Raw genomic sequence first — 22,825 nt, forward strand, 5'->3', positions numbered from 1 at the left:
GGTGCCGCCGACGGTGCCCGCCACGTGCGTGCCGTGACCCTGGCAGTCCTGGCCGTTGCGACCGTCGCCGATCGCGTCGAACCCGACACTGGCCCGGCCCCCGAAGTCCGTGTGCGAGGTGCGGATACCGGTGTCGAGGATGTAGGCGGTGACGTTACTCGCCGTGGTGGCGTAGCTGTACTTGGTGTCCAGCGGCAGCGCGCGCTGGTCCAGCCGGTCCAGGCCCCACGGTGCGGCGGTCTGGGTGTCGGCGAGCTCCACTTCGATGACCGGCTCCACGAAGGCCACCTGCGGGTCGGCCGCCAGCCGGGCGGCCTTCTGCTCGGTCATCTGCACTGAGAACCCGTTCAGCGCGGCACCCCAAATCTGCCGCACCTTGCCGCCGTGCTTCCCGGCCAGTTGCGGCGCGACGGTCGGCAGCGGCTGCGTGACATCGTCGGCGAGCACCACGATGTACTGCTCGGGAACCGGCTTGCCCCCCACCGGGCGGATCGGATCCTGCGCCGAGGCGTCGGCCATCCCCGCGACCCCGCCCAGCCAGGTCATCGTGACAGCCAGCATCGTCGCCACACGCACAGCGAACATAGTGAAGCTCCCCTGGTGAGACAGCACCTCCATCGGCACACCGACGCAAGACCCGCTCGGTAGCAGCCACGGGTGCAGGTCGGGTGCAGTTCGGGTGCAGGTTCCTGAACAACTCTCACATCCGTCTACGGGCGGTGATCGGGGCTGCGGTCCGGCTGGGTTGGTGGTGGTCACGAGCCGCAGGTGCCATCAGCGGCGACCGTCTTCAGCGGACAGGACGCGATCCGGTCGTGAGCTCGAGTCGGCTTCTGGCAGTCCACTGTCGTGGGGCCTGGAAATCGAGGAACCCACGGACCGCAAGGCGAGGGAACCGCCCGGATCTCCCGCGTTCTCCGGCACGGCAGATGGATGGTCCACGCTGACGACGATCCGGTGGCGCGCATCGACTGCAAATCAAGTGCGCTAGCACCTGTTTGCGCAGCCGCTCAAGATCCACTCCTTGACACCGTGTTGAGCCGCGGAGGTGGTCCTCGAGCTCGTCGGCGTCGGACTGCCGCAGTTCCGGACGGCTCCGCACGTAAACACCGCCACTCGGCGAACTGGGCTTCCAGATCTTCCGCCATCGATTCAAACACTGTTTGATACAGTGTTTGAGTGACCGACGACACCCGTGCCCGCATCATCGCCGCCGCCGAGCGCCTGTTCGCCACCGGCGGCGAGGAAGCCACCTCCACCAGGGCCATCACCAGAGAGGCCGGGGTCAACGTCGCCGCCGTGCACTACCACTTCGGTGGCCGGGGCGAACTGCTGAAGACCGTGCTCGACCGGCAGATCGGCCCGCTCAACGAACAGCGCCTGCGGCTGCTGGACCAGGCGGTCGAGCGGCACGGCGACCCGGTGCCCGTCGAGGCGCTGCTTGCCGCGTTCCTGCGCCCTGACCTCGAACTGATCGACCGGCTCCGCGCTTCGGAGGTGCAGGTGGCCAGGTTCCTCGGCCGTGCGTACACCCAGCCGAGTCCGGCCGTCGCGCGCTTCATGGACAGCCAGTTCGAACCGATCGCCGGGCGGCTGTTCCCGTTGCTCGAACGCGCTCTGCCCCACGTTGAACCCGCCGAGCTGCGGATTCGCCTGAACCTCGTCGTCGCCGTCGTCACGACCCTGTTCGCCACCGCTACCCCGGCCGGCGAACCGCATCAACTCGGCAGCGACGACGTCGAGACCCAGCTGGCCCGGCTGGTCACCTTCCTGGCTCCGGGCCTCGCCGCACCCTCTCCCTAGGAGGCTCAAATGTCCGAAATGGACACACCGGCCGGGCGCATCGCGTTCTCGGACACCGGCCGCGGCCCGACGCTGCTCCTGGTGCACGTCGGCATGTCGTCGTTCCTGTGGCGGGACCTCCTGCCCGAGCTCACCCCGCACTTCCGCTGCGTCACCCTCGACGCTCCCGGCAACGGCGGCAGTTCCCGCCCCGGTAAGGCGGGCACGACGCTCACCGCCGCCGCCATTGCGGTCGGTTCCCTCATCGACCAGCTCGACCTGCGCGACATCACGCTCGTCGTGCACGACCTCGGCGGTCCCGCGGGCATCGCCGCCGCGGCCGACCACACCGACCGGATCGCCGGCATCGCAGCGATCAACGCCTTCGCCTGGAAACCCACCGGGCTCCTCTTCCGCGGCATGCTCGCCCTGATGGGCAGCGCGGTCATGCGCGAGCTCGACGCGCTCACCGGCTGGCTGCCCGCCGCAGCCTCGACCCGATTCGGCGCCGGACGACACTGGAACTCCGCCGTCCGCAAGGAATTCCGCTCCATCTTCGACCGGGAAGCCCGTCGAAGCATTCACCGCTACCTCGCCGACGCACGCCGAGCCGACACCCTGTTCGACACAGCAGAGCGCGCGCTGCGAGGACCACTCGCCGACCGCCCGCTGATCACCGTGTTCGGTCAGTTCAACGACCCGCTGAAACTCCAAAAGAGATGGCTGGAGCTGTATCCCACGGCACGCCAGCACGTTGTCCCGCGCGGCAACCACTTCCCGATGTGCGACGCACCCGCTGACGTGGCCACCTGGCTCCGCGACTGGCACAACCGTTCTGCACCCGGTCGCTGACACCCTCCACCGCATGTCCGCAGATTCCCGCCGGGCATGCGATCGAAGGGAACTCACATGGAGCTCCTGCGTCGAGAACGCTTTCATGCCTTGCCGCCGGAAACATTCCTCTGTGGACGATCGAGCCCATCGACCACTCCGATCCGCCCGGCGGTGAACCCGCTGGGAGGACCCATTTCCCGGCGAGCGACCTCTGCGCACTCTGTACGTGGAGGGCCGCGAGCTTCCCATGCGCAGCGGCTGCGCTCCCGACCTGTTCCTCTACGCCGCAGTACTCGAGTGCCCTTCCGCGCGGAAGAGCCGTGGGCGGCCACTGGCACGCCGATTCGGATCGACTTCGTGCCCGGCGGGTACGACACGGTGGCACCCGCCGAGGTGTGCACCCATCAGCCGACCGCGACACGCTACGACCACTGGTTCATCCTTCCGAGTATTGACCCGGTACCCAGGTACAGGGTTCATGCTGGGGCGGTGAGGACGAACGAACTGGCCTCGCGGGCCGCGGTGCACCCGGAGACCCTGCGGTACTACCTGCGCCGGGGTCTGCTGGCTGAACCGGCCAGGACGGCCGGCGGCTACCGGTCCTACCCGCCGGAGGCGGTGGCGCGCGTGCGGTTCATCAAACGGGCGCAGGAACTGGGCTTCACGCTCACCGAGATCGACACCCTGCTGCACCTCGCCGACGGCGGTCCGGACAGCTGCGACCGCGTACGGGCGCTCGCCGCCGACAAGATCGGCGATCTGCGGCAGCGCATCGCCGACCTGCAAGCGTTGGAGGCGGGGCTGACGAGCCTGGTGGCCACGTGCGACCGGCCCCGCTCCGAGCGCGACTGCCCGATCCTGCACGAGCTCGGTGAGGCGGATCCGCCATGACGACCCGTGCGATCGGCCCGTGGGGCACCGCGACGCGCGTCGTCATCGGCGTGTGGCTGGCGGGCAGCGTGGTGATCGGTCACGCGGTGAGTGGCTGGCATCCGGTGGCCTGGTTGCTGGGTCTGGTCGTGTTCCCGGCGGTGGCGCTCGGGTGGCAGTGGTGGCGGGCCCGGCGCAACCCCGCACCGCTGCGCGCCACCGGAATCGTCGGCCACGTGGTCAACATCAGCGTGTTCTTCGCGTTGTATCTGACCTGGTGGTACGCGCCGCAGATCGACGTCCTGAGCGACGCGGCCCTGCTGTTCTACGGCGGTTCGATGCTGCTGGCCGCGGCACGTGGCTACGCGGGCTGTGAGGTGCTGGCCGTGTCGAACTGGTTGCTCCACCGTCATGACCAGATCGGGTGTGTGCCGTTCTGGCCGATCGACGCCCTCGAAGCACGACACCGCCCCACGGAGGTACGAGATGCGTGTTGAGCTCTTGCTCGCCCCGGATTGCCCCAACGCGGCAGCGGCCAAAACCGCGTTGACCGAGGCACTGCACGAACTCGAACTCACCGTGCCCGTCGTCGAGCGTGTCGGGGACTTTCCTTCGCCCACTGTCCTTGTCGACGGCGTCGACGTGATGAACGATCACGCCGGTGCGCCTGAGATGCGAGCCTGCCGGTTGGATGTACCCACGATCCCGAAGCTTCTCGCCGCCCTCCGCAGCAGAACCGCCGAGGCGTGAGCGTGATGGTGACCTGCGACGAGGTGCCGAACAAGTCGATCCGCCTGCTGCCCCGCATCACCGCGGACTCGGTCCGCTTGGTCTGGGCTGCAGCACCACGCCTGCTGATCGTCAGCATCGTGCTGAAGCTGCTCAACGGTGTCGGCCTCGCGGCAACGCTGGTGTTCGGCCGTGATCTGATCAGCTCAGTCCTCGCCGCTGATGCTGTGAAACCGGGTATCGGCGCCGTTGCCCCGCAGCTCGCGACGGTGGTCGGGATCGTCGCCGCCATCGGACTGATCACCGCCGCCGGCCGCGAGGTCAGGGAGATCCTCTCGGAAACGACTGCGCGGCACGCGAAGCAGGCGATCATCGACGTGGCGGCGAAGGTGGAGCTGTCCGCCTACGAGACACCGAACTTCCACGACCGGCTGCTGCGCGCGTCGGCCGCCGAGCACCGGCCGATCCAGATGGTCGACGGCGTGGTCGGCACCATCGGCTCGATCGCGTCCATCGGCGGCATCGTCGTCGCCCTGCTCACGATCCAGCCGTGGCTCGTACCGTTGTTGTTCCTGGCTGGGCTGCCGCTGCTGATCGGTGTGGTGAAGGCTGGGCAGGCGATGTTCGGGTTCCACCTGCGCATGACCACCGTCGCCCGCGCCCGTGGTTACCTCTACCGGCTGCTCACCGCGAAGGACCCGGCCAAGGAGGTCCGCGCGTTCGGGCTGGCCGGTTACCTCACCGCCCGGCACACCGCGCTGTACGACCAGCACATGGCCGAGCTGCGCAAGACCACGCGGAAACGGTTCCGCATCGCGGTGATCTCCACCATCGGCCTGTCACTTGCACTTGGTGGCGGGCTGGCCGGACTGCTGGCATTGGCGCTGTCCGGCCGGCTGGCGCTCGCCGAGACCGCGACCGCCGCAGCCGCGCTGCTCATCCTCGGCGAGCGGATCCTGACCACGGTGAACAACATCGGCGACCTCTACGAAGCCGGGCTGTTCGTCGAGGACTACACGACCTTCCTCGCCACCGCGCCACACCAGCACGGCCACACCGGAACCTGGCCCGCGCCCGCAAAGTTCGACCGGATCACGGTGGACAACGTCTCCTTCACCTATCCCGCCGCGAACGGCCCGGCGTTGCGCGAGGTGTCACTGGAGATCCAGGCAGGGCAAGTCATCGCACTCGTCGGTGAGAACGGCTCGGGCAAGACCACGCTGGCCAAGCTCCTGTCGCGGCTCTACCTGCCCGCCGCAGGCACGATCCGGTGGGACGGCACCGACACCGCCGACCTCGATCCCGACGAGCTGCACCGGCGCATCGCCGTGATCTTCCAGGACTTCGCACGCTACGACCTGACCGCACGGGAGAACATCGGATTCGGCGCTGTGGAGCATGTGGACGACCAGTCAGCGGTGCAGGCCGCCGCCCGGCACGCCGGCGCCGACTCCTACCTGTCGGAGTTGCCCAAGGGCTACGAGACGATCCTGTCGCCCGAGTACGACGGCGGCCGCGATCTTTCGGTCGGGCAGTGGCAACGGGTCGCGCTCGCGCGGGCGTTCATCCGCGACGCACCCCTGATCATCCTCGACGAGCCCACCGCGGCACTGGACCCGCGCGCCGAGCACGACCTGTTCCGCCGCATCCGCTCCCTCTACAAAGGACGGACGGTGCTGCTGATCTCCCACCGCTACAACACAGTCCGCGACGCCGACCACATCTACGTGCTCGACGAAGGTCAGATCGTCGAGCACGGCGACCACGACGAGCTGATGGCTGCGAACGGCGTGTACGCCGAGCTGTTCACTCTGCAAGCCGCCGCCTACACCGGGAGACGCAGTGACGACGCTGCCCGCTGACGATCCACTCGCGACGGCGTTGACCACCGCCATCCACACCGGGGACACCGACAGACTCCGGCAACTACTGCACGACCACTCCGACCTCGCCACACGCATCAACGGCCGTTCGCCGCTGCACATCGCAACGGACTGGCCGGGCCATTTCCCGAATGTCGCGAACACCATCGCCGTCCTCGTCGACGCGGGCGCCAAGGTGAACGCACGGTCCCAGGGCTCACACACGGAAACACCGCTGCATTGGGCAGCCAGCAGTGACAACGTCGAGGCGCTCGACGCGTTGCTGGACGCCGGAGCCGACAACGACGCTCACCGACGCCGCGACGCTCGGCCTCCTCGATCGCGTGAAGACCTACTTCCCCGGTGCCACAAGCGAAGAAGTGAACGTGGCTTTCTGGGACGCCTGCCACGGCGGTCAACGGCAGTGCGCCGAACACCTCCTCGGCCACGGCGCTGAGCTGAACTGGATACCGCCGTGGGAACCGAAAACACCGCTGGATGCGGCACAACGCAGCGAGGCGACCGACCTGGTGCTCTGGCTGCGTGAGCGAGGTGCGAAGTCAGCCGCTCAATGACCGGCGTCAGCCCCTGCGCGCGTACATGATCAGACGCAAGTCACTGACAGCCGCATCCGACCGTCCGATGTCATCACTTCACGATCGTGAGCCCGCTCGGATCTGCAGCAGGGGTCGACATCGGAACGGTGTTCGGGCCGAGTGACGGGTGCGGGCGGGCCGCCCGCACCCGTCACGCTGTCAGCTGTGGTTCAGCCGCACAGCGTGTGCGTCGGCTCCGTCGCTGATGGTCGAGGTGAAGAAGGCGATGGTGTTGTTGCCCGAGATCGTTTCGAGGCCCATGTAGTCCCCGAGGAACAGACCTCGCGGGTCTCCGGGCGCGAAGTACGAGATCGGTGCCCGGTAGTGGTCGAACGGCCCGTGCAGGTGCTGTTCGGGCTCCCAGGTCTGGGTGCCGTTGTGCGAGTGGCGGACCCAGACGTCGGTGGTGGCGATGCCGTCACCGAGGACGTTGTTGCGGTCGTCCCAGTAGGTCAGGGTGACCATGCCGGTGTCCGACACGTCGATCGCGTGGTTGTACGACTGCACGCCAGGGCCACCGGTGGCGACCACGGTGGGGCCGGTCCAGTGCCGGCCGCCGTCGGTGGACTTGGCCAGGACGACCTTGTTCAGGGCGGTGCCGAGGCCGTCGCCCACACGACGTAGATCGCGCCGGTGGTCATGTCGACCGCGATGTCGGGCAGGTAGTCCCCGGCCCGGATCGGGAAGTTGTCGTCGGGCACGAACAGCTGCGCGAACTGGATCGGCGCGATCTTCGCGGGGGCCGACCAGTGCAATCCGGCATCGCGGGAGGTCATGACGCCCATGTAGACGCCCTTGTCGTTGAACCCTGCACCGGTGAACAGGTTCGCGGTGACGTTGTACAGCGTGCCGTCCGGGCCGACCGCGATCTGGTTGCCCTGGAAGAAGGAGTTCGAGTCGCGCATCGGCACCGGGGTGGACCACGTCAGCCCGCCGTCGGTCGTCCGGGAGAACATCGGCTTCCCCCGGTAGGCGAACGAGTGGAGGTCCGCGATCGGGTGCTGTTTGCCGTCGTTGGGATAGCTCCCGCGCAGCCACGTCGCGTACGCGTAACCGGGACGGGTCGGATCGCCGGTGATGGAGACCTTGTCGTTGAAGATGCCTCGATCGCCGGAGTCCTCCTGGATGATCTGCGGCGGCCGCCAGGTCCCGGTGGACCGGTCGAGGCTCGTGACCGAGATCGCGGACAGGCCGAGCGCGGCCGAGTCGATCGGCTGGCCGATGAAGTAGGCGTTGCCCGCCTTGTCGTAGGAGACCCATGGGTCGGTGACGCGGCCGAACCGAGTCGGACCGCCCTGGCAGCCGCTCCACGGCACGTCCGGCAGCTTGCTCCACGAGGTGCCGCCGTCGTGGGTGATCCACGAGGTCAGGCCACGTGCGCCGCCGTCCGGCCAGCGGTCCTGCTGGGTCACTCCGATCATCTCGTTCGGATTGGTCGGGTTGACCGCCACCTGCGGCTCGACCTCGGTGTTGTCATAGGCGCTGGCGAAATCGGCCGACGCGCCGAAGGGACAGGCCGTCAGCGTCGACGCGCCGCTGACCAGGACATCGCTGCCGAGTGAGAAGGGTGCCGCCGACGCCCCGGTTGCTGTGCTCAAGACGATGAGAGGGACGACCGCCGCAGCCGCAGTGAGCCGTCTGGTCGCATGCATGGTGGTACCTCCGCATGTCCGCGTACCCCCTCACAGGTGAATCGTCGTGGCGGGCTGGATCGTTGCGCCTGCGGTCGGCGCCGGTCGCATCGCAGAGCACCTCAATTTGATCGACTACCTGGCAAAGATCATCGACGAGCTGCGCTTCCGCTCGATCGGCAACCAGTTCGCGATCACTGGACGCGGTGAGCGAGCGGATGCGGTGAACTCCAGCCACTTCGGGAGGTTCCGTCAGGCGTTCGGATCGGGGCCGGGGTCGCCTCCACAGACCCGGATGCCGAGGCGGTCGAGGTAGAGCTCCCAGCCCTTGCGGTGCATCGCGACCTGGTCGTCGTCGGGAAGTCCGTGGTGGCACAGCACGACGCGGGTACCGCCGTTCTCCTCGTACAGGGTGACGACAACGCGGGTGGAGCCGGGGGCGACGGCCTGCTCGTGGGTCCAGCCCCACGTGAACACGACCCGGTGCGGCGGGGAGATCTCGACGAACTCGCCGGACGCCTCGACGCCGTCGCGCATGAGCACCCGGTAGGCACCGCCGGGCACGGGGTCGAGCGTCGCGCCGTTTCCCATCCACAGCGTGTACCGCTCGGGATCGGTGAAGTACGGGAAGACCGTTTCGGGTTTGGCCGCGATGTGCACGCTCACTTCGAGCATTGGCCCTCCTCGGCCTCGGCCAGGTGCTTGATGAGGTTCAGGCTCCGGCGCCAGTGATCCTCGACAACGGCCCGCAGCGGGCCGAGAGCCTCCTTGTCGGCACGGTAGAAGCGGCTCGTGCCCTCACGGCGCTCCACGAGGAAGCCTGCCTGCTTCAGCACGGTCAGGTGCTGACTGACCGCGGACCAGGACACGTCGAACTCGGCCGCGATGTCCCCCGCGGGGAGTTCACGGTCCCAGACCAGCTCGAGGATGCGCATCCGCCGCGGTGCGGCGATGACCTGCAGCGGTTCCATTGACATCTACTGTAGCCGCATCTTAATTTAGATTCATCTAAAATAAGGAGCCCATGATGATCACGCTCTACAACGAGACCGAGGCCGACGCCTCCCGTCTCTTCGAGATCCTGACCACGACCGAGGGGCAGCGGGCGTTCTGGACGCAGGACTGCGACGTGTCGCCCGAGCACGCCCGGTTCGGATTCGCCGCGGCACCGGTCGACCTCGAGGTGGACGTCACCGCGGAACCGGCCAAGCTGGTCCGGATGCACTGCACGTCGGGGTTCCCGTACTGGACCGGCTCGACGTGGGAGTGGGAGCTCAGCGGCTCGGCGGTCCTGTTCCGCCACTACGGGTTCGGTGAAGGCTTTCCCGAGGCCGACCTCGGGCGCGTCACGCAGGGGTGGGCGATGATCCACGACCGACTCGTCCGGTACGCCAACACCGGTACACCGCAGCCCTACTTCACCGCGGAGGTGCCACATGCCAGTTGACGTCCGGCCCGAGGTGCTCGTTCGCCGGCCGCGCTCCGACGTCGCCGCGTTCATGTTCGACCCGGCCAACGATCTCGAGTGGACCGGCGGGATCACGTCCAGCCGACCAACTCGGCCCGGATCGCTCGTCGAGGGCGCGACCGTGGAGCGCACGGCCCGGTTCCTGGGGCGGGAGTTCGTCTACGGCTATGTCGTGACCGAGCACGATCAGGACCGGTTGGTCGAGATGAAGGTCGACCGGCCGTTCCCGATGACGGTGCGCTACGAGTTGGCGGACGCGCCAACCGGCACGCTTGTCGCGATCCACGCCAGTGGTACGCCGGGCGGGTTCTTCGGCTGGGCGACGCCACTCATGGCGCGCCAGGTGCGCAAGAGCATCACTGCCGACCTTGAGCGGTTGCGCGCCTGTCTGGAACCGTGATGGTCACGACTTCCGGTCGTGAACCTTGCGGCGGCGCACCAGAAGCGCGCCACCAGCCAGCAATGCCACCAACAGGACCAGAGGCGGCAGCGGCCCGATGGCGGTGAGCCAGTTGACCAGGGTGTTTTGCACTGTCCCGGCCCGCGTCGATGACGGGGTCGGCGGCGTCGGCGCCGCCGAGGAACAGCCGGAGTTCGTAGATGCCGTAGTAGGTGACGTACAGGCCGACGAGAACCAGTAGCGCGCCACGCGCCACCGATCCGTGAGATGTGCGGAAGCAGCCTGCGGGCGCGGGCGGCCACGGCGAGCGCGGTCACGACGAGGCCCATGCCCGCTACGTAGGCGACGAACGCGGCAACACCTTCGCCGATGTCGCCGACGCGCAGCGAGGTACCCGCGACGCAGGTTCATCGCCTGGTAGTGGGACTACACCGCGCGCCGACGAACCGGACGCCCATCCACCCGAGTAGCGATCAAGGCACTCGTGCTCCGACTTGCATCAGAGAACCCGCAGTGGGGACATCGGCGGATCCAAGGCGAGTTGGCCCGGCTCGGCCACCGGATCGCCGCCTCGACCGTCTGGGAGATCTTGCATGCGGCGGGCATCGATCCAGCACGGATCCTCGGCGGACTCATCAACGAGTACAGCTATGCCGCATGACGTGCAGCGATGACTTTTCGAGCGGCACAGGTTCGGCAGATTCACCCGTTCGTGGACGACCCCATTTGCCGTTAGTCAAAACGAAGGAGCCAGCGGCTCCTTATTCACTCCTTCATCCACCTGTTGATCATGAGAATGATGATCAAGCGGAGATCGTTTCGAACGCACGAAAAAGCCCGCTGACCTGGGCTTTCACGCAGAATCAGCGGGCTGATTCAGACCGTCGGGACGACAGGATTTGAACCTGCGACCCCTTGACCCCCAGGGCCGCCCGATCAAGTGCGCCAGCAGTGGAAACACTGAAACCGCAGGTCGCGCCGGTGCCGTTGGCTGCCGTTCAACGCAGTCTGGAACCGTTGCCGCACAATGGATCCTCCCATTTTGCTCCCACTCCCAGCCGCCATCATCGGTCCGAAAAGGACCGTCGTGGTGGCCAACACGCCACAGGTCTCAACTCCGAAGGGCTTGGACTGCAGCGAATCGGCTCTTCACGTTGTCTGTGAGCCGCTTCAGGCCGAGCAACTCGAGCACAGCACGCTGCAACGCCCCCTCGCTGACGTCACCGACTCGTTCGGCGACGTGGTCGAGCATCGCTGCGAGCTCGGCCGGAGGTACCTCGTCGAGGGACCGCGGTCCCAGCTGGCGCAGACGCACCTCCGCTTGGCCGGGCAACCGATATGTACGCGGCTTGATGCCGCTCTCGCCAAGAGGGTTGTCCTCGATGAGCTCACCCTTGCGCACTGCTTGGGAGATCGCCTTGTTCAACTCGCCGGCGACCAGCTTCGTGACCCGGACTGCGCCCGAGGCACGGACGTACGCGGTGTGCAGACGACTGCCCAGCATGGGCCCCTCTGCCTCGACGAGACGCACCAAGCCACTGAGCAGGTCCTGTCGTGAGGCTTCACCGACCTGAACCACGGTTCCGCCGAAGTGCTGGTACGCGGCAAGGGTTGAATCCGCGGCAGGTGGCGACGCCTCCTCGTGCTCCACGAGCATCTGCTCGGCGACTTCCGGCAACTCAATGGCCACAACGGATTCTGGCAGGACGGCTGGCTCAGCCACCGCCATCTTGGACACCGGCTGCTCCGGAGCTGCCGGATCATCAGCGTCCGGTTCGGACACTGATGATCCGGGGACGATGGCGACGGGGACGTCGAGCGCGGGTTCGACGACAGCCACAGGTCGGGAAGACACTACGGTCGGCTGGTCCTCGGCTTCCGGCGTCCATCCGGAAGCGTGGATGTCCAGCTCGTGCAACGCATCCCACAGCCGTGCCAGAACGGCAGGCCGGTCGGCGTAGAATTCGGACTCGCGGATGCGGAAGAAGCGCCAGCCGCATCGCTCCAGGTCCCGCTGCCGGGCGAGATCGCGCTCGTACGCCTCCGGCCCGTGCCAAGCGTCACCGTCGCACTCCACCGCCAACCTCGCTTTGGCACCCACGACCACCAGGTCGATTCGGTAGCCGTCGGCGGGAAACTGCGGGACGACGCTGTACCCGCGGTCAACGAGCCGGTTGAACACTCGCTGCTCGAACAACGAGTCGAAAGGCTCCACCCTCCGGTCCTCGGGGACGACCGAGTACCTGACGTCATCCGTGCCGCCGGTGCGACCGGACAGCGCATAGCAGTAGTCCAGCAACTGGAACCGCATGTCCTCGGGATTGCCGAGGTCGGACAGGCGCAGGGAGTGGAACACCCACATCTGGTCCTTGGCGCGGGACGCGGCGACGTTGAATCGCTGGACGTACATGTCCTGCGTCAGCGAGGCGATCCGCTTGCCCGGCTCTGGGGCCTTGACCAGCGACAGGAACATCACGTTGCGTTCGGATCCCTGGAAGTCGGCGGAGTCACCACACCGGAGGTCGCGCGCCTTCCACTCCTCCGGAGGGATGCGCTCCAGCAGCCGCTTCTCGATCCTCTTCGCCTGGGCGCGACCGAGCAACGACACGACGCCGAATGTCATCCCGTCGTACCGCGGGTCGGCGATGCACTTCTCGATCTGGTCGACGATGGCGTCGGCTTCGACCGGGTTGACCTTGTCCGTCACGCCCCGTTCGTAGCCGTTGTCGAGGAACACCGGCTTGATCGGTTCCAACCGGTCCGCGCCGTACTGACGCACGGGCACCAGCCGGATTCCATCGGGCTCGTAGGCAATCCGGTTCGAGAAGCCGATGATCTCGGGTACGCAGCGCCGGTGCTCTACGAGCGTGATCATGCCCTCGAAGCGCATCTTGGCCTCGTCGAACAGGCTGCGCTTGGGGTCCTGCCACGACGCGCGGTACGGGTCGTCCCACAGGTACTGCTCGGCGAGGTCGCGCAACTGCTGCTGGTCCGTGCCCACGGCTGAAGGTGAGACCTGCTTGTCGTCGCCGATGACCACGATCTTGGGCGCGAGGTACTGCAGGAACGTCGCCTCCAGGCCCGCTTGCGAAGCCTCGTCCACCACCACTACGTCGAACATGTCGGGCTGGATCCGGAACTGCTCGGCGATCCGGTAGACGGGCATGATCCACACCGGCACCGCGGGGCGGCAGCGGTCCATGGCCGCCTTGATGTCGGCCCGGCGCTGGTTGGCGTAGACGCCGGTGCCCTTGCCGAGCAGCTTGACCAGCTGAGCGTACTGAAGCAGATCGGCGCGGGCCTTGCCGGACAGCCGCTCCGGCGACACGGCGTAGCCCCACGCACGTTCAGCCGCCAGCTTCTCGACCCGGCCGCGCACCTGCTCCTCGACGTGCAGCACCTCGGCCTGGAGAGCGTTCACGTCCTCATCAACGCGTCCAAGCACCCATGCCCGTGCCACAGCCCACGCCCACGCGGCGTCCCAGCCGGCCAGCTTCTCCGGCCAGGCGGGGTCACGCGGGTTCGCCGAGACAGCCTCGTGCACCCGAGGCATCAGGTGGGCCAGCTTCGCCGCGATCTCGTCACGACGACGCGCCAGCCCCATGACCTCGGTCAGACGCACGAGCCTGCGGTACGCGGCCGCGTACGACTCGTGGTCTCGTTCCCCCGTGGCCTGCGCCAGGTGCTTCACGCACGGTGCGGCGTCCGCCCACTGAGCCACGTCGGCGATGGCTCGCACGACCTCCAGCAGTGGCATGGTGGCGGCGGTGCGTGCGTCGGATGCGGCTGCGGCATCAACAAGCCGGGCGTAGACCTGGACTGCGTCGAGATCAGTCCAATTTGGACGCGGGAGGCCGAGGCCCGCCAGGCCGCGTTCCTCCGCTTCGAGAGCTTCGCCGAGCGCCAGCACGCGGCGCAGCTGCTCCAGCTCGGTCACGTGCCACTGGAGCCGTTCGCTCAGCGTGTCCTCGGCGGGGATGTGCACCGAGTCGGGCCAGGCCCGGTCCAGCGCATCCAGTGTCCTGGTGGCCTCCACCCACATCAGGAAGACGTCGAGCTGGTCGGCGGTGGTGGGTGGGACACCGTTGACTCGTACCGCTTGAAACAGCGGCTGGGCCTGCTTTACGGCCTTGGGGGCGAACGCCCCGGTCTTGTGTGAGCCGTCCGGGTTGGTCTTGAGCTTGCCTCCGTCGCCGACGTGTGCGCGGAGCGCCCCGGCCAGGGCGACGAGCACGCCCATGTCGGCGGGACCGACCCGTACCTCGGTGAGCGGCCCGAGCCGGTCGACCACCGGACCCGCACGCCCGATGAGCTGGGCGATCTGGTGTCCGCGCGACCGCCAGTGGTTCGCACGCCCTGCGAGCACTTCAGAGAGCGCGTCGTTCATCCACTTTTCGCGCCGCCGAGACAAGTCCTCGGCCTCGCGCGCGAACCCGTTGAGCCGCTGCCGCAGCACCGTCCGCGTGGACTGATCCAGGCGCCGGACGCCTTCGAATGCGGAGTGCTGCGTGAGGCTGCCGTGCCCCTCCTCGACAGCGACGGCCTGCCGTTCCGCGGTCACGAGCGAGAAGAACTCCTCGGGCGTGGGCACGTCGGTGAGGGCCACCAGCTTGAGCCGCGACTCGGGTTCGTCGGCGTTCAGTACGTCATCCACGACGCTCCGGTGCCACTCGACGATGTCAGCCGCAGGAAGAGGCGATGGGACAACACCGTCTACGGAGACCAGGTCAGCCAACCAGTCGAACCGCTCCTGCTCCGCTTCCACGCGCTGCGCGACGGCAGCGAGCGTTCCGCGGTAGTCACCGACCTCGTGCTCGACGACCTCTTCGCCGCGCGCGTCGAGCAGCCGCCGGTACAAGCCGGCACGACGCAGGCGGAGCTCCTCGATCGCCGCGATGTGGTCGTCGATAGCCCGACGCGCGCCCTCGGCGTCGTACTCGCTGGCCACATGACTGATCCGCTCCACGGCGACCTTGAGGTCCGCCATGTCCGAGCGCGAGGACCCGACGACCGAGACGGCCAGCGGCGCGATGGCCTCGGGCAGTTTCGCCCGCACCTCCTTCAGAGCGCGGTCGGTGTGCGCGGTGACGAGCACACGCTTGCCCTGCGCGAGAAGATGCGACAGCAGGGCGGCGACCGTGTGGGTCTTGCCCGTCCCAGGCGGGCCCTGCACAAGCACCTGTGCCTTCGCGTCGACCTGAGTGAGAACGCGCAGCTGCCGGTCGTTGACGGGCAGCGGCAGGAAGGGATCGGCGTCGAGCTCGACCAGGGCGCCGGGCTCAGGTGAGCGCTCCGACGCCGGCCGGTGGTCGGGGTCGACGAGCGGGAGCAGCCCGTCCGGGACGACGCCCGACTCGCCGAGCTGCCCGGCGACCGAGTCGAGGATGTCGACGATCCCCTGCCGCGAACGCCTGCGCAGGATGACGGCGGGTGCGTACGCCGCCACAGCGTGCGTGCCGGGCTTCTGCGGGATGTCCTCGTCGAGGTACGCCGCCTCGCCGTCGAGGGCGTGCACCAGACGGCGCAGCACGCCACCCACGTCGTCGCGTTGCAGGACGGCGGCTGTGACCTCGCGGGCTTCATTCCTGATCTGGACGACACGCTGCGGGTCTGCAACGCGACCGGGGTCGAGCATGTCCAGCTCGACGCTCAAGCCTTCCGCGGTCTCAGTCTGCTGGAGGGTCAGTCTCCCGGTGCTGTCGTCGAAATGAATCACCGCGGGCACAGTCACAAGGTGACGCCGCACGACATAGTGGCCGGGTGGCGCCCACGACATGCATCCGACGCCGACGACCAGCTCGAGTTCCTCGGCATGTCCAGCTGCGGTGACGTAGGCGGAGAACAGGTCGTTGTAGACGTTCCGTGCAGCTCGATCAGCCTTCTCACGCTCAGCCCAATCGGACCAGCGGGTCTTCCACTCGTCGTGGGCGTCCCGGATCCCTTCCGCGTCGTCGAGCGCGGTGCGCTGCTCCCCCTCGCCGATCGACTCACGCAGGCGCGGCGGTGCGGTCGGCTCGTCCCACTCCCCGTCCAACCATGGCCGCAGTTCCGACGCAGGCTCGGGTGGATCCTGGTGCGCGACCCGGTCGACAGTGAGCAGTGAGGCCCTGGTGACGAGTGCGTCGTCGCGATGAGCAGACAGGATGGCGGGGTGCACAGGCAATTGCCCGAACCACAACACCGATTCGTAACTTTCAGTGGTGCGAGGCGGATTGGACTTGAGCTGCTGACTCCGCGCGAGGAACTGGAAAAGCCGTACTGCTCGATCAACCGCCGTGCCCTGCGGAGCAGCCCCACCGTTCGCCACAACCGTTCCCCTCCCTCACCACCGAACAGACCGTGGTGCACATCGCAGAGGAGGCATGAGGTGATACAGCCGACACCAGACCGTTATGGCGAGCAGATCAGTGATGCGTGGCTGCGTGCAGATGTGTGAAGCCGCCAACCGCTCAGGGAAAGCACGAGTTCAACAGCCCGACTCAGCGTTGGCTGCTACCGAAGAGGAACGAAGCGGTGAGTGACGTCCTCGCCATGCGGAAGGAAGTCCAGCAGGTCAGGTGACAACCTGATCGGGAGCACCTCAGTGCCGGTTCCGAACGATGCCGGCACGCCCTCGATGCCTCGAGCGACGTCCTTCACATGCCGGCGTTTGAGCGTGAGTTCGGCGATGTGGACGTCGGCGTGCCGGGCCGTCAGCACCTGAATCGGTGTCGCACCTGAGCGAACGTGGCTGCGGACTCTGCCGTGGTAGCCGCGGCCGAACTTCACGAAGTCCCCGTGCCGCACCAGGTAGAGCAGGTGCGTGTCCTCCGCGCGGGCACGATGGGTGCGTGATCGCGGCTCCGGAGGGCACGTGGCGCACTCGTCGCGGCCGCGGGACATCACCTGAATCCGGCCGCATGCATCGTGACGGCCCCATGTGCCGTGGGACTTCGCCGTGTACTGATCGTCGGTCCACGGCAGCCCGAGCACGTCACCCGCGATCACCGTCCAGCCAGGCTGTCCGAACTGCGCCAGCACGTCCACCAACGTGGTCACGGCCACCAGCTGCGCTGCCTCACGCAGCGGAGTGCGGAACCCGGATGCTGCGGCCTGTCGAACGAGGTCGATCTCCGGCGAAGTGCGTTCGTCGAGGCACAGGTGACAACGAGTGGCCCAGCCGCCCGGACACGCCCGCTCCGCGCCGCACCAGCGGCAACGCCGGACCTGCAGCGGCGCACCGCGCGTTCGCTCGATCGACAGCACGGTCTCCATCTGATCCGCCACCAGCTGCGCACACGGCGGGCAGTGTGCGTGCCATGCGACGGCCCGTCCACGACCACGGCCGCCCGGTGATCCGTGCACCGGGCGCAGGCAGTTCGCGCAGGTCTTCTTTTTCGCGCGCATGTGATACCCCCTCGACGAACGTTACTCACGCAACCAGCCGACCGAGCACGCGACTAGCGTCCCGGCTGGATCGCAAACAGGGAGGGTTCGTGAAGAGGCCAACCGGGCGGTGGCGGATCGTCGAGATGGAGATGTGGGATCAGGAAGCAATCGACCTCGTCGCGCCTGGGTTCATCGAGTTCGCCAAGAACGGCACCGGCCGGTTCGGCTTCGTCGCCGTCGACGGTTGGATGGACTGCCGGTGGACCGAGCGCGACGGTCGGCCGTTCGTCGATTTCACCTGGGACGGCAACGACGAAGGCGATCAGATCAGCGGACGCGGCTGGGCCGCTCTGGCCGAGAACGGCATGCTGACTGGACGCCTGTTCATCCACATGGGCGACGAGTCAGGCTTCCGCGCGACGCCGTTCACTGAAAACGACAACCAGGACGAGCGTTGAGCGAGTATCAGCACTGCGAGACCCTCTCAGTCGACCAGCCTCTTTAACGCACAGCACCTGATCAAGTGCACCAGCAACGGGAATACTGAAACGACGAACCACCATGGCATCTCCCACCGCCGTTTAGCGCGGCCCGGAACCGTTACAGCACACCAAATTCTCCCATTTGGCTGCACCGCCAACGCGTCTGTCAACTTGGTTCAAGTAGGTCCCATCGTGCCCGCCACTGCGCGACACGGGTAATCGGGATGGCATCGTGCGTCGAGGAACGTGGCCCGGGATGACGCGCGAGGTACGCGACCAGTTCTCGGTGCACGTCCTGCCGGTACCACCACTCCGGCACCACGTAGAACTCCGGCTCCTCATCGGCAAGGTCGACGAACACAACGAACCGCCGATCATCGCGCTCCGGTTCCGGATCTGCGTCGTTCGTAGTTCCCTGCCAGGTGCCAGCAGTCCGGGTCTTCACCCGCACCATCGACCGACCGCCGCGGGGATGGTGCACCATCAGCTCATTGCGCCGAGACCCAGGTACCTCCTCAACACGGAACCGCCGGCGCCGCAGCTCTGCGGCAAGGAGGTCCATCCCTCGCTGACCTGTGCTCTGAGTGATCACGATCTCCTGTTCCGCTTGTCAGCCAACGAGTCTGTAGCGGCCAGGGCCGACCCGCTCAAGGTCGGCGTACACGGTCGCATGGTGATCAGGGGCATTGACGCACATACGAGAGACGACGTGCGTGCGCACGGTGCCTTCGGCGTAGCGGCAGCCACGTCGCCGGATCTCATCGATGATCTCGGTCAGCGTGAACGTCCCGTCAGGAGCATGCGCGGCAAGCATCTTCGCCGCCTCCAGGATCTCCTCCCGTGCACTGGCACCAGCCAGTGGCAGACCCGGCCGCGGATCAGTCATGGCAACGGTGGCGTTCGTCCGGGAACCGACGCATTGCTCGCTCTGCGTTCCAGCAACGGCGAGGCAGAGGTAGCGGAATGCAGCTTCACGGCCGCGTGAGTCCACGACCGTCGAGTAGTCGCGCCACTGGCATTCGTACGTTCCAGTCAGCACGAGCGGCACGTCTCGCTTGTGCGTGGTGCCCGTACCGGCGTGCGGTGCCCAGCCGAGCGTGCCGGACAGCAGGCGGCCCTCGTGAAGGCGGAAGGAGGCATCGATCGGATCGGGTTTGCGTCCCGGCCGCCAGTAGCCGACGTCGTTGGTCAACGTCACCGACCAACCCACGTCGGCCCACCTCTCAGCGACCAACCGTTCCAGCCGCACCACGTCCTTGATCACGTCGTGGCGGCTGATGTCCTGCGCCGCCTGACTCGGCAGCTCGTACCTTTCCCCCGCGACCACGCCGGTGAACCCCGCAACGAGATACTTCAGCTCGACGGCAATCCTCACCCCGTTGACGCACACGAGCAGATCCAGCCGGACGCCTCGCGTCGGTCGCGTTTCCATCCTGATCTGCGAGTCAGGGTTCATGCATCGAAACTGCCAGGCCAGACCGTGTTGAAAGTCAGCCTCCGAATGGAAGATCGGTCTCTGCTCAGCCAGGCGGGATAACACCTGGTCCATCTGAACAGCCATGATCATCTCGGACACCTCGCAGACACGTCACCGCCAGCCGCAGCCCGCTGGACACGCTGTGCCCGGCACTGCATGCATCGCGCTGAGCCGGACGATCGTTATCCCAAGCCTCAGCACCTGCTCATCAAGCGGGCCACCAGCGCGATCCGGATGCCGGCGAGGCGCCGAAACCTTTTCTGCCTGTCTCGCGATAGAGCTCTCGACGCCGCCGCGAGTCAGGAGATCACATGGGTGTTGAGGCCTTCGGTATCGAGAAGGAGTTCCTCAAGGATCTGCTTACGCAGGTGGACAAGGGCGAGGCGAAGCTTCCTGAGTTTCAACGCGGCTGGGTCTGGCCTGACCGCAACATCGCGAGCCTCATCGCCTCGATCTCCCTCGGCTACCCGGCCGGCACGGTGATGATGTTGAAGCACGGTGGCGACGTCCGCTTCAAGACCAGAGCCGTGGAAGGCGCATCCGCCACCGCCTCCATTCCTGACCGCCTCATCCTGGACGGCCAGCAGCGCTTGACCTCCTTGTATCAATCGCTGTTCCGCAACGAACCGGTGGAGACCCACGACAGCCGCGGCAAGCCCGTCCGCGGCTGGTTCTACATCGACATGCACAAGGCGCTGCTCGGTGACGCCGAGCGAGAAGAGGCCGTGGTCTTCGTCCCGGAGAGCAAGATCCGCGTGGACTTCCGCGGCCAAGCCGTGCTCGACCTCGCCACTCCGGCGTTGGAGTACTCCCAACGGATGTTCCCCTGTGCCGCGGTGTTCAACTCGATGCAGTGGATGATGGGCTTCGTCCAGCACTCCCCGGAGCAACAAGGCGACAACCTTCAGCTGTGGAGCCACTTCCTCGAGGCCGTCGTCAAGCGTTTCGAGCAGTACCAGCTTCCGGTGATCGAACTGGGCAAGAGCACACCCCGCCAGGCGGTGTGCCAGGTCTTCGAGAAGGTCAACACCGGCGGCGTGACGCTGACCGTCTTCGAGCTGCTGACGGCGACGTTCGCAGCGGACGACTTCGACCTTCGGCAAGACTGGGTGGACCGACAAGCGCAATGGACAGGCGGGAAGTACCCGATCCTCGCCGAGGTCGCCAACACCGACTTCCTCCAGACGGTGACACTGCTCGGCACGTACGAACGCCACCGGGCCGCCATCGAGTCAGGGCGCGATGAGAGCAATGCTCCACGCATCGGATGCCGGCGAACCGACATGCTCAACCTCACTCTGGCCGAGTACCGCAAGTGGGCGCCCACCGTCACCACAGGCCTGAAAACTGCCGCTCAGTTCCTGCACTCCCAACACATCTTCGACACCCGCTTCCTCCCCTACGGAAGCCAGCTCATCCCACTGTCGGCTGCCTTAGCACTGCTGGGCACCAAGGCCGACACCGTCGGCGCGCGGCAGAAGATCTCCCGCTGGTACTGGTCTGGAGTCTTCGGAGAGCTTTATAGCGGCACGACCGAGACCCGCTTCGCACGCGACCTTCCCGAGCTCGTCGCGTGGGTGACCGGCCACGGGACCGAGCCCAGGACTGTGCAGGAAGCGCAGTTCTTCTCGAGCCGGCTCTGGACGCTGCGCACCCGCGGTTCTGCGGCGTACAAGGGCCTTTACGCACTGCTCCTGCAGGATGGTCCAGTCGACTGGGGTACCGGATCCGACATGTCCGACGAGAACTACTTCGACAACGCGGTCGACATCCACCACGTCTTCCCCAAAGCCTGGTGCGAGAAGCAGCGCATCCCACCCGCCGACTACAACTCGATCCTCAACAAGACCCCGCTGACCGCCCGCACGAACCGGATCATCGGCGGCCGCGCACCCTCCGCATATCTGCGCGGCCTCGCCAAGAGCGCCGAGACAACACCCGAGCAAGTCGACCTCAACGTGCGATCACACAAGATCTCTCCCGTGGCATTGCGCACCGACGACTTCCACGCCGCGATGACCACCCGCGAGACCGCCTTGCTTGCCCTGATCAGCGCCGCGATGGGCAAAGACGTCCAAATCGACACTGACACGAACTAAGCGGAGGGGCGACATGGCGTTCATCTGCGTGTGGGGTACCAGAACTTTGCGCCGGACCGTGGAGCTGCGGTGATCGTCTACCCCTGGGGGATGGGGCATGTTCGTGAAGCGTGGCGTTCCGACTGCTGTACCTGATCGTCGTCCGACTCGCCGATTGGCTGGTGCATCCCCGCCGACGCGAACCCGGTGGAGCGCCCCGAGAACACCCACCGGTCCGTCGGATCAGCGGCGGCGCGGAGACCACACCACCGGGCACGCGCCCGTCACCTCTGGCAATCGCTTGCCACCGCAGTCAATACCTGCGCGCAACCGGCCGGCTTCGAATCCGCAATCAGCACTCGAAGTCAGGTTCGCCGTTCACTCACCCAGCAAAGGCACGAGCCGCGACACGGTTTCCGGCAAGCGCCCCAGGAACCGCTTCTCGACAAAGATGTCCTTCTGACCGCTGTTGCAATCGCTCTCCAAGACGCTCAGCGGCGGGTTCGCGTCCATCTTCAGCTCGTCCTCCGGCCAGGACGCGACTTCAGCGCGCGCCCTTTCCAGTACCTGGGCGGCGTCGCGCACCAGCAGGTACTCGTCGCCGATGGGAAGGCGCTGCAGATCGAGATCTATGCCGCCGCGGAACGAAACACCCTCCAGCCGGGCTCCGGTGAGGTCGTTGCCCCTGTACTCGTTTCGCGTCCGTCCGAGACGCTCGTTGTCCCATGGTGTCGCGCTGAACGTGACGTCGCGGAGGAGACCGGAGAACACGCAGTCCACGAACTCGGCCTCGTGACACATCATCTTCTCGATCTTGACGTTGCGGAAGGAACAGTTCACGAACGACGCACGGCCCGGAATCAGCTGTTTCAGGTGAGCGCCGTCGAAGACACAGTCGATGTAGAAGCTCGGCTCGAAGCCTCCACCCAAACCTCCGCCGCGCACCTTTGCTTTGCGGAAGTCGCAGCGCACGAGCCTGCTTCCGTTGGCGACGGATATCTGGTCGAGGCGGCGACCGGACAAGTCGGCGTCCTCCAGCGTCACGCCGTGCAGGAGAAGCCTTTCGTCCGGTCGCCCCGATCGAGCGCTCATCCGCCTCCGATCCCCTTGCCGTACGTGTTGCTGCGTCCGCCGATGCTCGGCAACCTGCCGGGCCCAGTGTAGAGGACGTACATCGAGCTTCTGCAGGCTCCCTTTTCCGCCAGTGCGACGAGAAACCTTTTCTCGTGGTGAGTTCGACAGTGACGC

General features: G+C 66.8%; 23 protein-coding genes. 14 read left to right on the top strand and 9 right to left on the bottom strand.

Going from position 1 to position 22,825, the window contains the following annotated elements:
- The coding region (locus tag FXN61_RS18070) for a S8 family serine peptidase (protein WP_223165495.1) at positions 1 to 585 on the bottom strand (585 nt) is incomplete at its 3' end.
- A 594-nt stretch (positions 586 to 1,179) separates the two neighbouring features.
- Between FXN61_RS18070 and FXN61_RS55435 the strand changes: the two genes are divergently transcribed.
- From FXN61_RS55435 to FXN61_RS56390, 7 genes are all read left to right on the top strand, one after another.
- Entirely contained in the window at positions 1,180 to 1,803 is a 624-nt protein-coding gene (locus tag FXN61_RS55435; protein WP_167975240.1) for a TetR/AcrR family transcriptional regulator, read from the top strand.
- Positions 1,804 to 1,812: 9 nt separating this feature from the next.
- Positions 1,813 to 2,634: an alpha/beta fold hydrolase gene (locus tag FXN61_RS18080; RefSeq protein ID WP_167975241.1), complete on the top strand. Its 822-nt coding sequence runs from the start codon at positions 1,813 to 1,815 to the stop codon at positions 2,632 to 2,634.
- 471 nt (positions 2,635 to 3,105) lie between these two features.
- On the top strand, positions 3,106 to 3,507 hold the full coding sequence (locus FXN61_RS55440) for a MerR family transcriptional regulator (protein ID WP_167975242.1): 402 nt from the start codon (positions 3,106 to 3,108) through the stop codon (positions 3,505 to 3,507).
- The gene (locus FXN61_RS18090) at positions 3,504 to 3,983 is read left to right on the top strand and encodes a hypothetical protein (protein WP_167975243.1); all 480 of its coding nucleotides are present in this window, start codon (positions 3,504 to 3,506) and stop codon (positions 3,981 to 3,983) included. The genes FXN61_RS55440 and FXN61_RS18090 overlap by 4 nt, the downstream gene beginning before the upstream one ends.
- Before the next feature lie 4 nt (positions 3,984 to 3,987).
- Positions 3,988 to 4,236: an alkylmercury lyase gene (locus FXN61_RS18095; protein ID WP_246291699.1), complete on the top strand. Its 249-nt coding sequence runs from the start codon at positions 3,988 to 3,990 to the stop codon at positions 4,234 to 4,236.
- 5 nt (positions 4,237 to 4,241) lie between these two features.
- Positions 4,242 to 6,077 (top strand): ABC transporter ATP-binding protein, encoded by a 1,836-nt coding sequence (locus FXN61_RS18100; RefSeq protein WP_246291705.1) that lies wholly within the window; start codon positions 4,242 to 4,244, stop codon positions 6,075 to 6,077.
- Positions 6,058 to 6,534 carry an ankyrin repeat domain-containing protein gene (locus FXN61_RS56390; RefSeq protein WP_223165496.1) on the top strand — a complete coding sequence of 159 codons (477 nt, stop codon included), beginning with the start codon at positions 6,058 to 6,060 and terminating at the stop codon, positions 6,532 to 6,534. Before FXN61_RS18100 ends, FXN61_RS56390 begins: the two co-directional genes overlap by 20 nt.
- 298 nt (positions 6,535 to 6,832) lie before the next feature.
- On the opposite strand, the gene FXN61_RS18110 is transcribed toward FXN61_RS56390, so the two are convergent.
- The 4 genes from FXN61_RS18110 to FXN61_RS18125 form a co-directional block, all read right to left on the bottom strand.
- A complete protein-coding gene (locus FXN61_RS18110; protein WP_167975246.1) occupies positions 6,833 to 7,288 on the bottom strand; it encodes a sialidase family protein in 456 nt (151 codons plus the stop codon).
- On the bottom strand, positions 7,261 to 8,271 hold the full coding sequence (locus FXN61_RS18115) for a sialidase family protein (protein ID WP_167975247.1): 1,011 nt from the start codon (positions 8,269 to 8,271) through the stop codon (positions 7,261 to 7,263). The genes FXN61_RS18110 and FXN61_RS18115 overlap by 28 nt, the downstream gene beginning before the upstream one ends.
- A 285-nt stretch (positions 8,272 to 8,556) precedes the next feature.
- Positions 8,557 to 8,979, bottom strand: coding sequence for an SRPBCC family protein (locus FXN61_RS18120; protein WP_167975248.1), 423 nt, complete (start codon positions 8,977 to 8,979; stop codon positions 8,557 to 8,559).
- On the bottom strand, positions 8,967 to 9,275 hold the full coding sequence (locus FXN61_RS18125; RefSeq protein WP_246291701.1) for an ArsR/SmtB family transcription factor: 309 nt from the start codon (positions 9,273 to 9,275) through the stop codon (positions 8,967 to 8,969). The genes FXN61_RS18120 and FXN61_RS18125 overlap by 13 nt, the downstream gene beginning before the upstream one ends.
- Before the next feature lie 53 nt (positions 9,276 to 9,328).
- On the opposite strand from FXN61_RS18125, the gene FXN61_RS18130 reads away from it, so the two are divergent.
- The 5 genes from FXN61_RS18130 to FXN61_RS52265 all read left to right on the top strand — a co-directional run bounded on the left by FXN61_RS18130 (position 9,329) and on the right by FXN61_RS52265 (position 10,833).
- Positions 9,329 to 9,751 (top strand): SRPBCC family protein, encoded by a 423-nt coding sequence (locus FXN61_RS18130; RefSeq protein WP_167975250.1) that lies wholly within the window; start codon positions 9,329 to 9,331, stop codon positions 9,749 to 9,751.
- On the top strand, positions 9,741 to 10,172 hold the full coding sequence (locus FXN61_RS18135; RefSeq protein ID WP_167975251.1) for an SRPBCC family protein: 432 nt from the start codon (positions 9,741 to 9,743) through the stop codon (positions 10,170 to 10,172). The genes FXN61_RS18130 and FXN61_RS18135 overlap by 11 nt, the downstream gene beginning before the upstream one ends.
- A gap of 112 nt (positions 10,173 to 10,284) precedes the next feature.
- Positions 10,285 to 10,413: a hypothetical protein gene (locus FXN61_RS54350; protein ID WP_281360513.1), complete on the top strand. Its 129-nt coding sequence runs from the start codon at positions 10,285 to 10,287 to the stop codon at positions 10,411 to 10,413.
- 28 nt (positions 10,414 to 10,441) lie between these two features.
- Entirely contained in the window at positions 10,442 to 10,642 is a 201-nt protein-coding gene (locus tag FXN61_RS18140; RefSeq protein WP_167975239.1) for a hypothetical protein, read from the top strand.
- A 14-nt stretch (positions 10,643 to 10,656) separates the two neighbouring features.
- A complete protein-coding gene (locus tag FXN61_RS52265) occupies positions 10,657 to 10,833 on the top strand; it encodes a hypothetical protein (protein WP_246291702.1) in 177 nt (58 codons plus the stop codon).
- A gap of 450 nt (positions 10,834 to 11,283) precedes the next feature.
- Here FXN61_RS52265 and FXN61_RS18150 read toward each other — a convergent pair whose 3' ends face one another.
- Together FXN61_RS18150 and FXN61_RS18155 are read right to left on the bottom strand one after the other, a co-directional pair.
- Positions 11,284 to 16,329 carry a PDDEXK-like endonuclease domain-containing protein gene (locus FXN61_RS18150; protein WP_312877822.1) on the bottom strand — a complete coding sequence of 1,682 codons (5,046 nt, stop codon included), beginning with the start codon at positions 16,327 to 16,329 and terminating at the stop codon, positions 11,284 to 11,286.
- A gap of 335 nt (positions 16,330 to 16,664) precedes the next feature.
- Positions 16,665 to 17,558 (bottom strand): hypothetical protein, encoded by an 894-nt coding sequence (locus FXN61_RS18155; protein ID WP_167975253.1) that lies wholly within the window; start codon positions 17,556 to 17,558, stop codon positions 16,665 to 16,667.
- A gap of 89 nt (positions 17,559 to 17,647) precedes the next feature.
- Here FXN61_RS18155 and FXN61_RS18160 point away from each other — a divergent pair, with 89 nt between their 5' ends.
- A complete protein-coding gene (locus FXN61_RS18160; protein WP_167975254.1) occupies positions 17,648 to 17,998 on the top strand; it encodes a hypothetical protein in 351 nt (116 codons plus the stop codon).
- 634 nt (positions 17,999 to 18,632) lie between these two features.
- On the opposite strand, the gene FXN61_RS18165 is transcribed toward FXN61_RS18160, so the two are convergent.
- Positions 18,633 to 19,589 carry a DUF7669 domain-containing protein gene (locus FXN61_RS18165; RefSeq protein ID WP_446684942.1) on the bottom strand — a complete coding sequence of 319 codons (957 nt, stop codon included), beginning with the start codon at positions 19,587 to 19,589 and terminating at the stop codon, positions 18,633 to 18,635.
- Positions 19,590 to 19,810: 221 nt separating this feature from the next.
- Here FXN61_RS18165 and FXN61_RS18170 point away from each other — a divergent pair, with 221 nt between their 5' ends.
- Positions 19,811 to 21,598 carry a DUF262 domain-containing protein gene (locus FXN61_RS18170; protein ID WP_167975256.1) on the top strand — a complete coding sequence of 596 codons (1,788 nt, stop codon included), beginning with the start codon at positions 19,811 to 19,813 and terminating at the stop codon, positions 21,596 to 21,598.
- 357 nt (positions 21,599 to 21,955) lie between these two features.
- On the opposite strand, the gene FXN61_RS18175 is transcribed toward FXN61_RS18170, so the two are convergent.
- On the bottom strand, positions 21,956 to 22,669 hold the full coding sequence (locus FXN61_RS18175) for a pentapeptide repeat-containing protein (RefSeq protein WP_167975257.1): 714 nt from the start codon (positions 22,667 to 22,669) through the stop codon (positions 21,956 to 21,958).
- Positions 22,670 to 22,825: the final 156 nt, after the last annotated feature.

It is taken from the genome of Lentzea indica (assembly GCF_012184385.1).
Classification (GTDB): Bacteria; Actinomycetota; Actinomycetes; order Mycobacteriales; family Pseudonocardiaceae; genus Lentzea; species Lentzea indica.

Excerpts from the sequence above, each read along its gene's own strand:
- FXN61_RS18165 (WP_446684942.1), bottom strand. The coding sequence starts at position 19,589 with ATGATCATGGCTGTTCAGATGGACCAGGTGTTATCCCGCCTGGCTGAG.
- FXN61_RS18130 (WP_167975250.1), top strand. The coding sequence starts at position 9,329 with ATGATGATCACGCTCTACAACGAGACCGAGGCCGACGCCTCCCGTCTC.
- FXN61_RS18080 (WP_167975241.1), top strand. The coding sequence starts at position 1,813 with ATGTCCGAAATGGACACACCGGCCGGGCGCATCGCGTTCTCGGACACC.
- FXN61_RS18125 (WP_246291701.1), bottom strand. The coding sequence starts at position 9,275 with ATGGAACCGCTGCAGGTCATCGCCGCACCGCGGCGGATGCGCATCCTC.
- FXN61_RS18155 (WP_167975253.1), bottom strand. The coding sequence starts at position 17,558 with ATGCGCGCGAAAAAGAAGACCTGCGCGAACTGCCTGCGCCCGGTGCAC.
- FXN61_RS18175 (WP_167975257.1), bottom strand. The coding sequence starts at position 22,669 with ATGAGCGCTCGATCGGGGCGACCGGACGAAAGGCTTCTCCTGCACGGC.
- FXN61_RS18170 (WP_167975256.1), top strand. The coding sequence starts at position 19,811 with ATGGGTGTTGAGGCCTTCGGTATCGAGAAGGAGTTCCTCAAGGATCTG.
- FXN61_RS18100 (WP_246291705.1), top strand. The coding sequence starts at position 4,242 with ATGGTGACCTGCGACGAGGTGCCGAACAAGTCGATCCGCCTGCTGCCC.
- FXN61_RS18135 (WP_167975251.1), top strand. The coding sequence starts at position 9,741 with ATGCCAGTTGACGTCCGGCCCGAGGTGCTCGTTCGCCGGCCGCGCTCC.
- FXN61_RS18090 (WP_167975243.1), top strand. The coding sequence starts at position 3,504 with ATGACGACCCGTGCGATCGGCCCGTGGGGCACCGCGACGCGCGTCGTC.
- FXN61_RS18120 (WP_167975248.1), bottom strand. The coding sequence starts at position 8,979 with ATGCTCGAAGTGAGCGTGCACATCGCGGCCAAACCCGAAACGGTCTTC.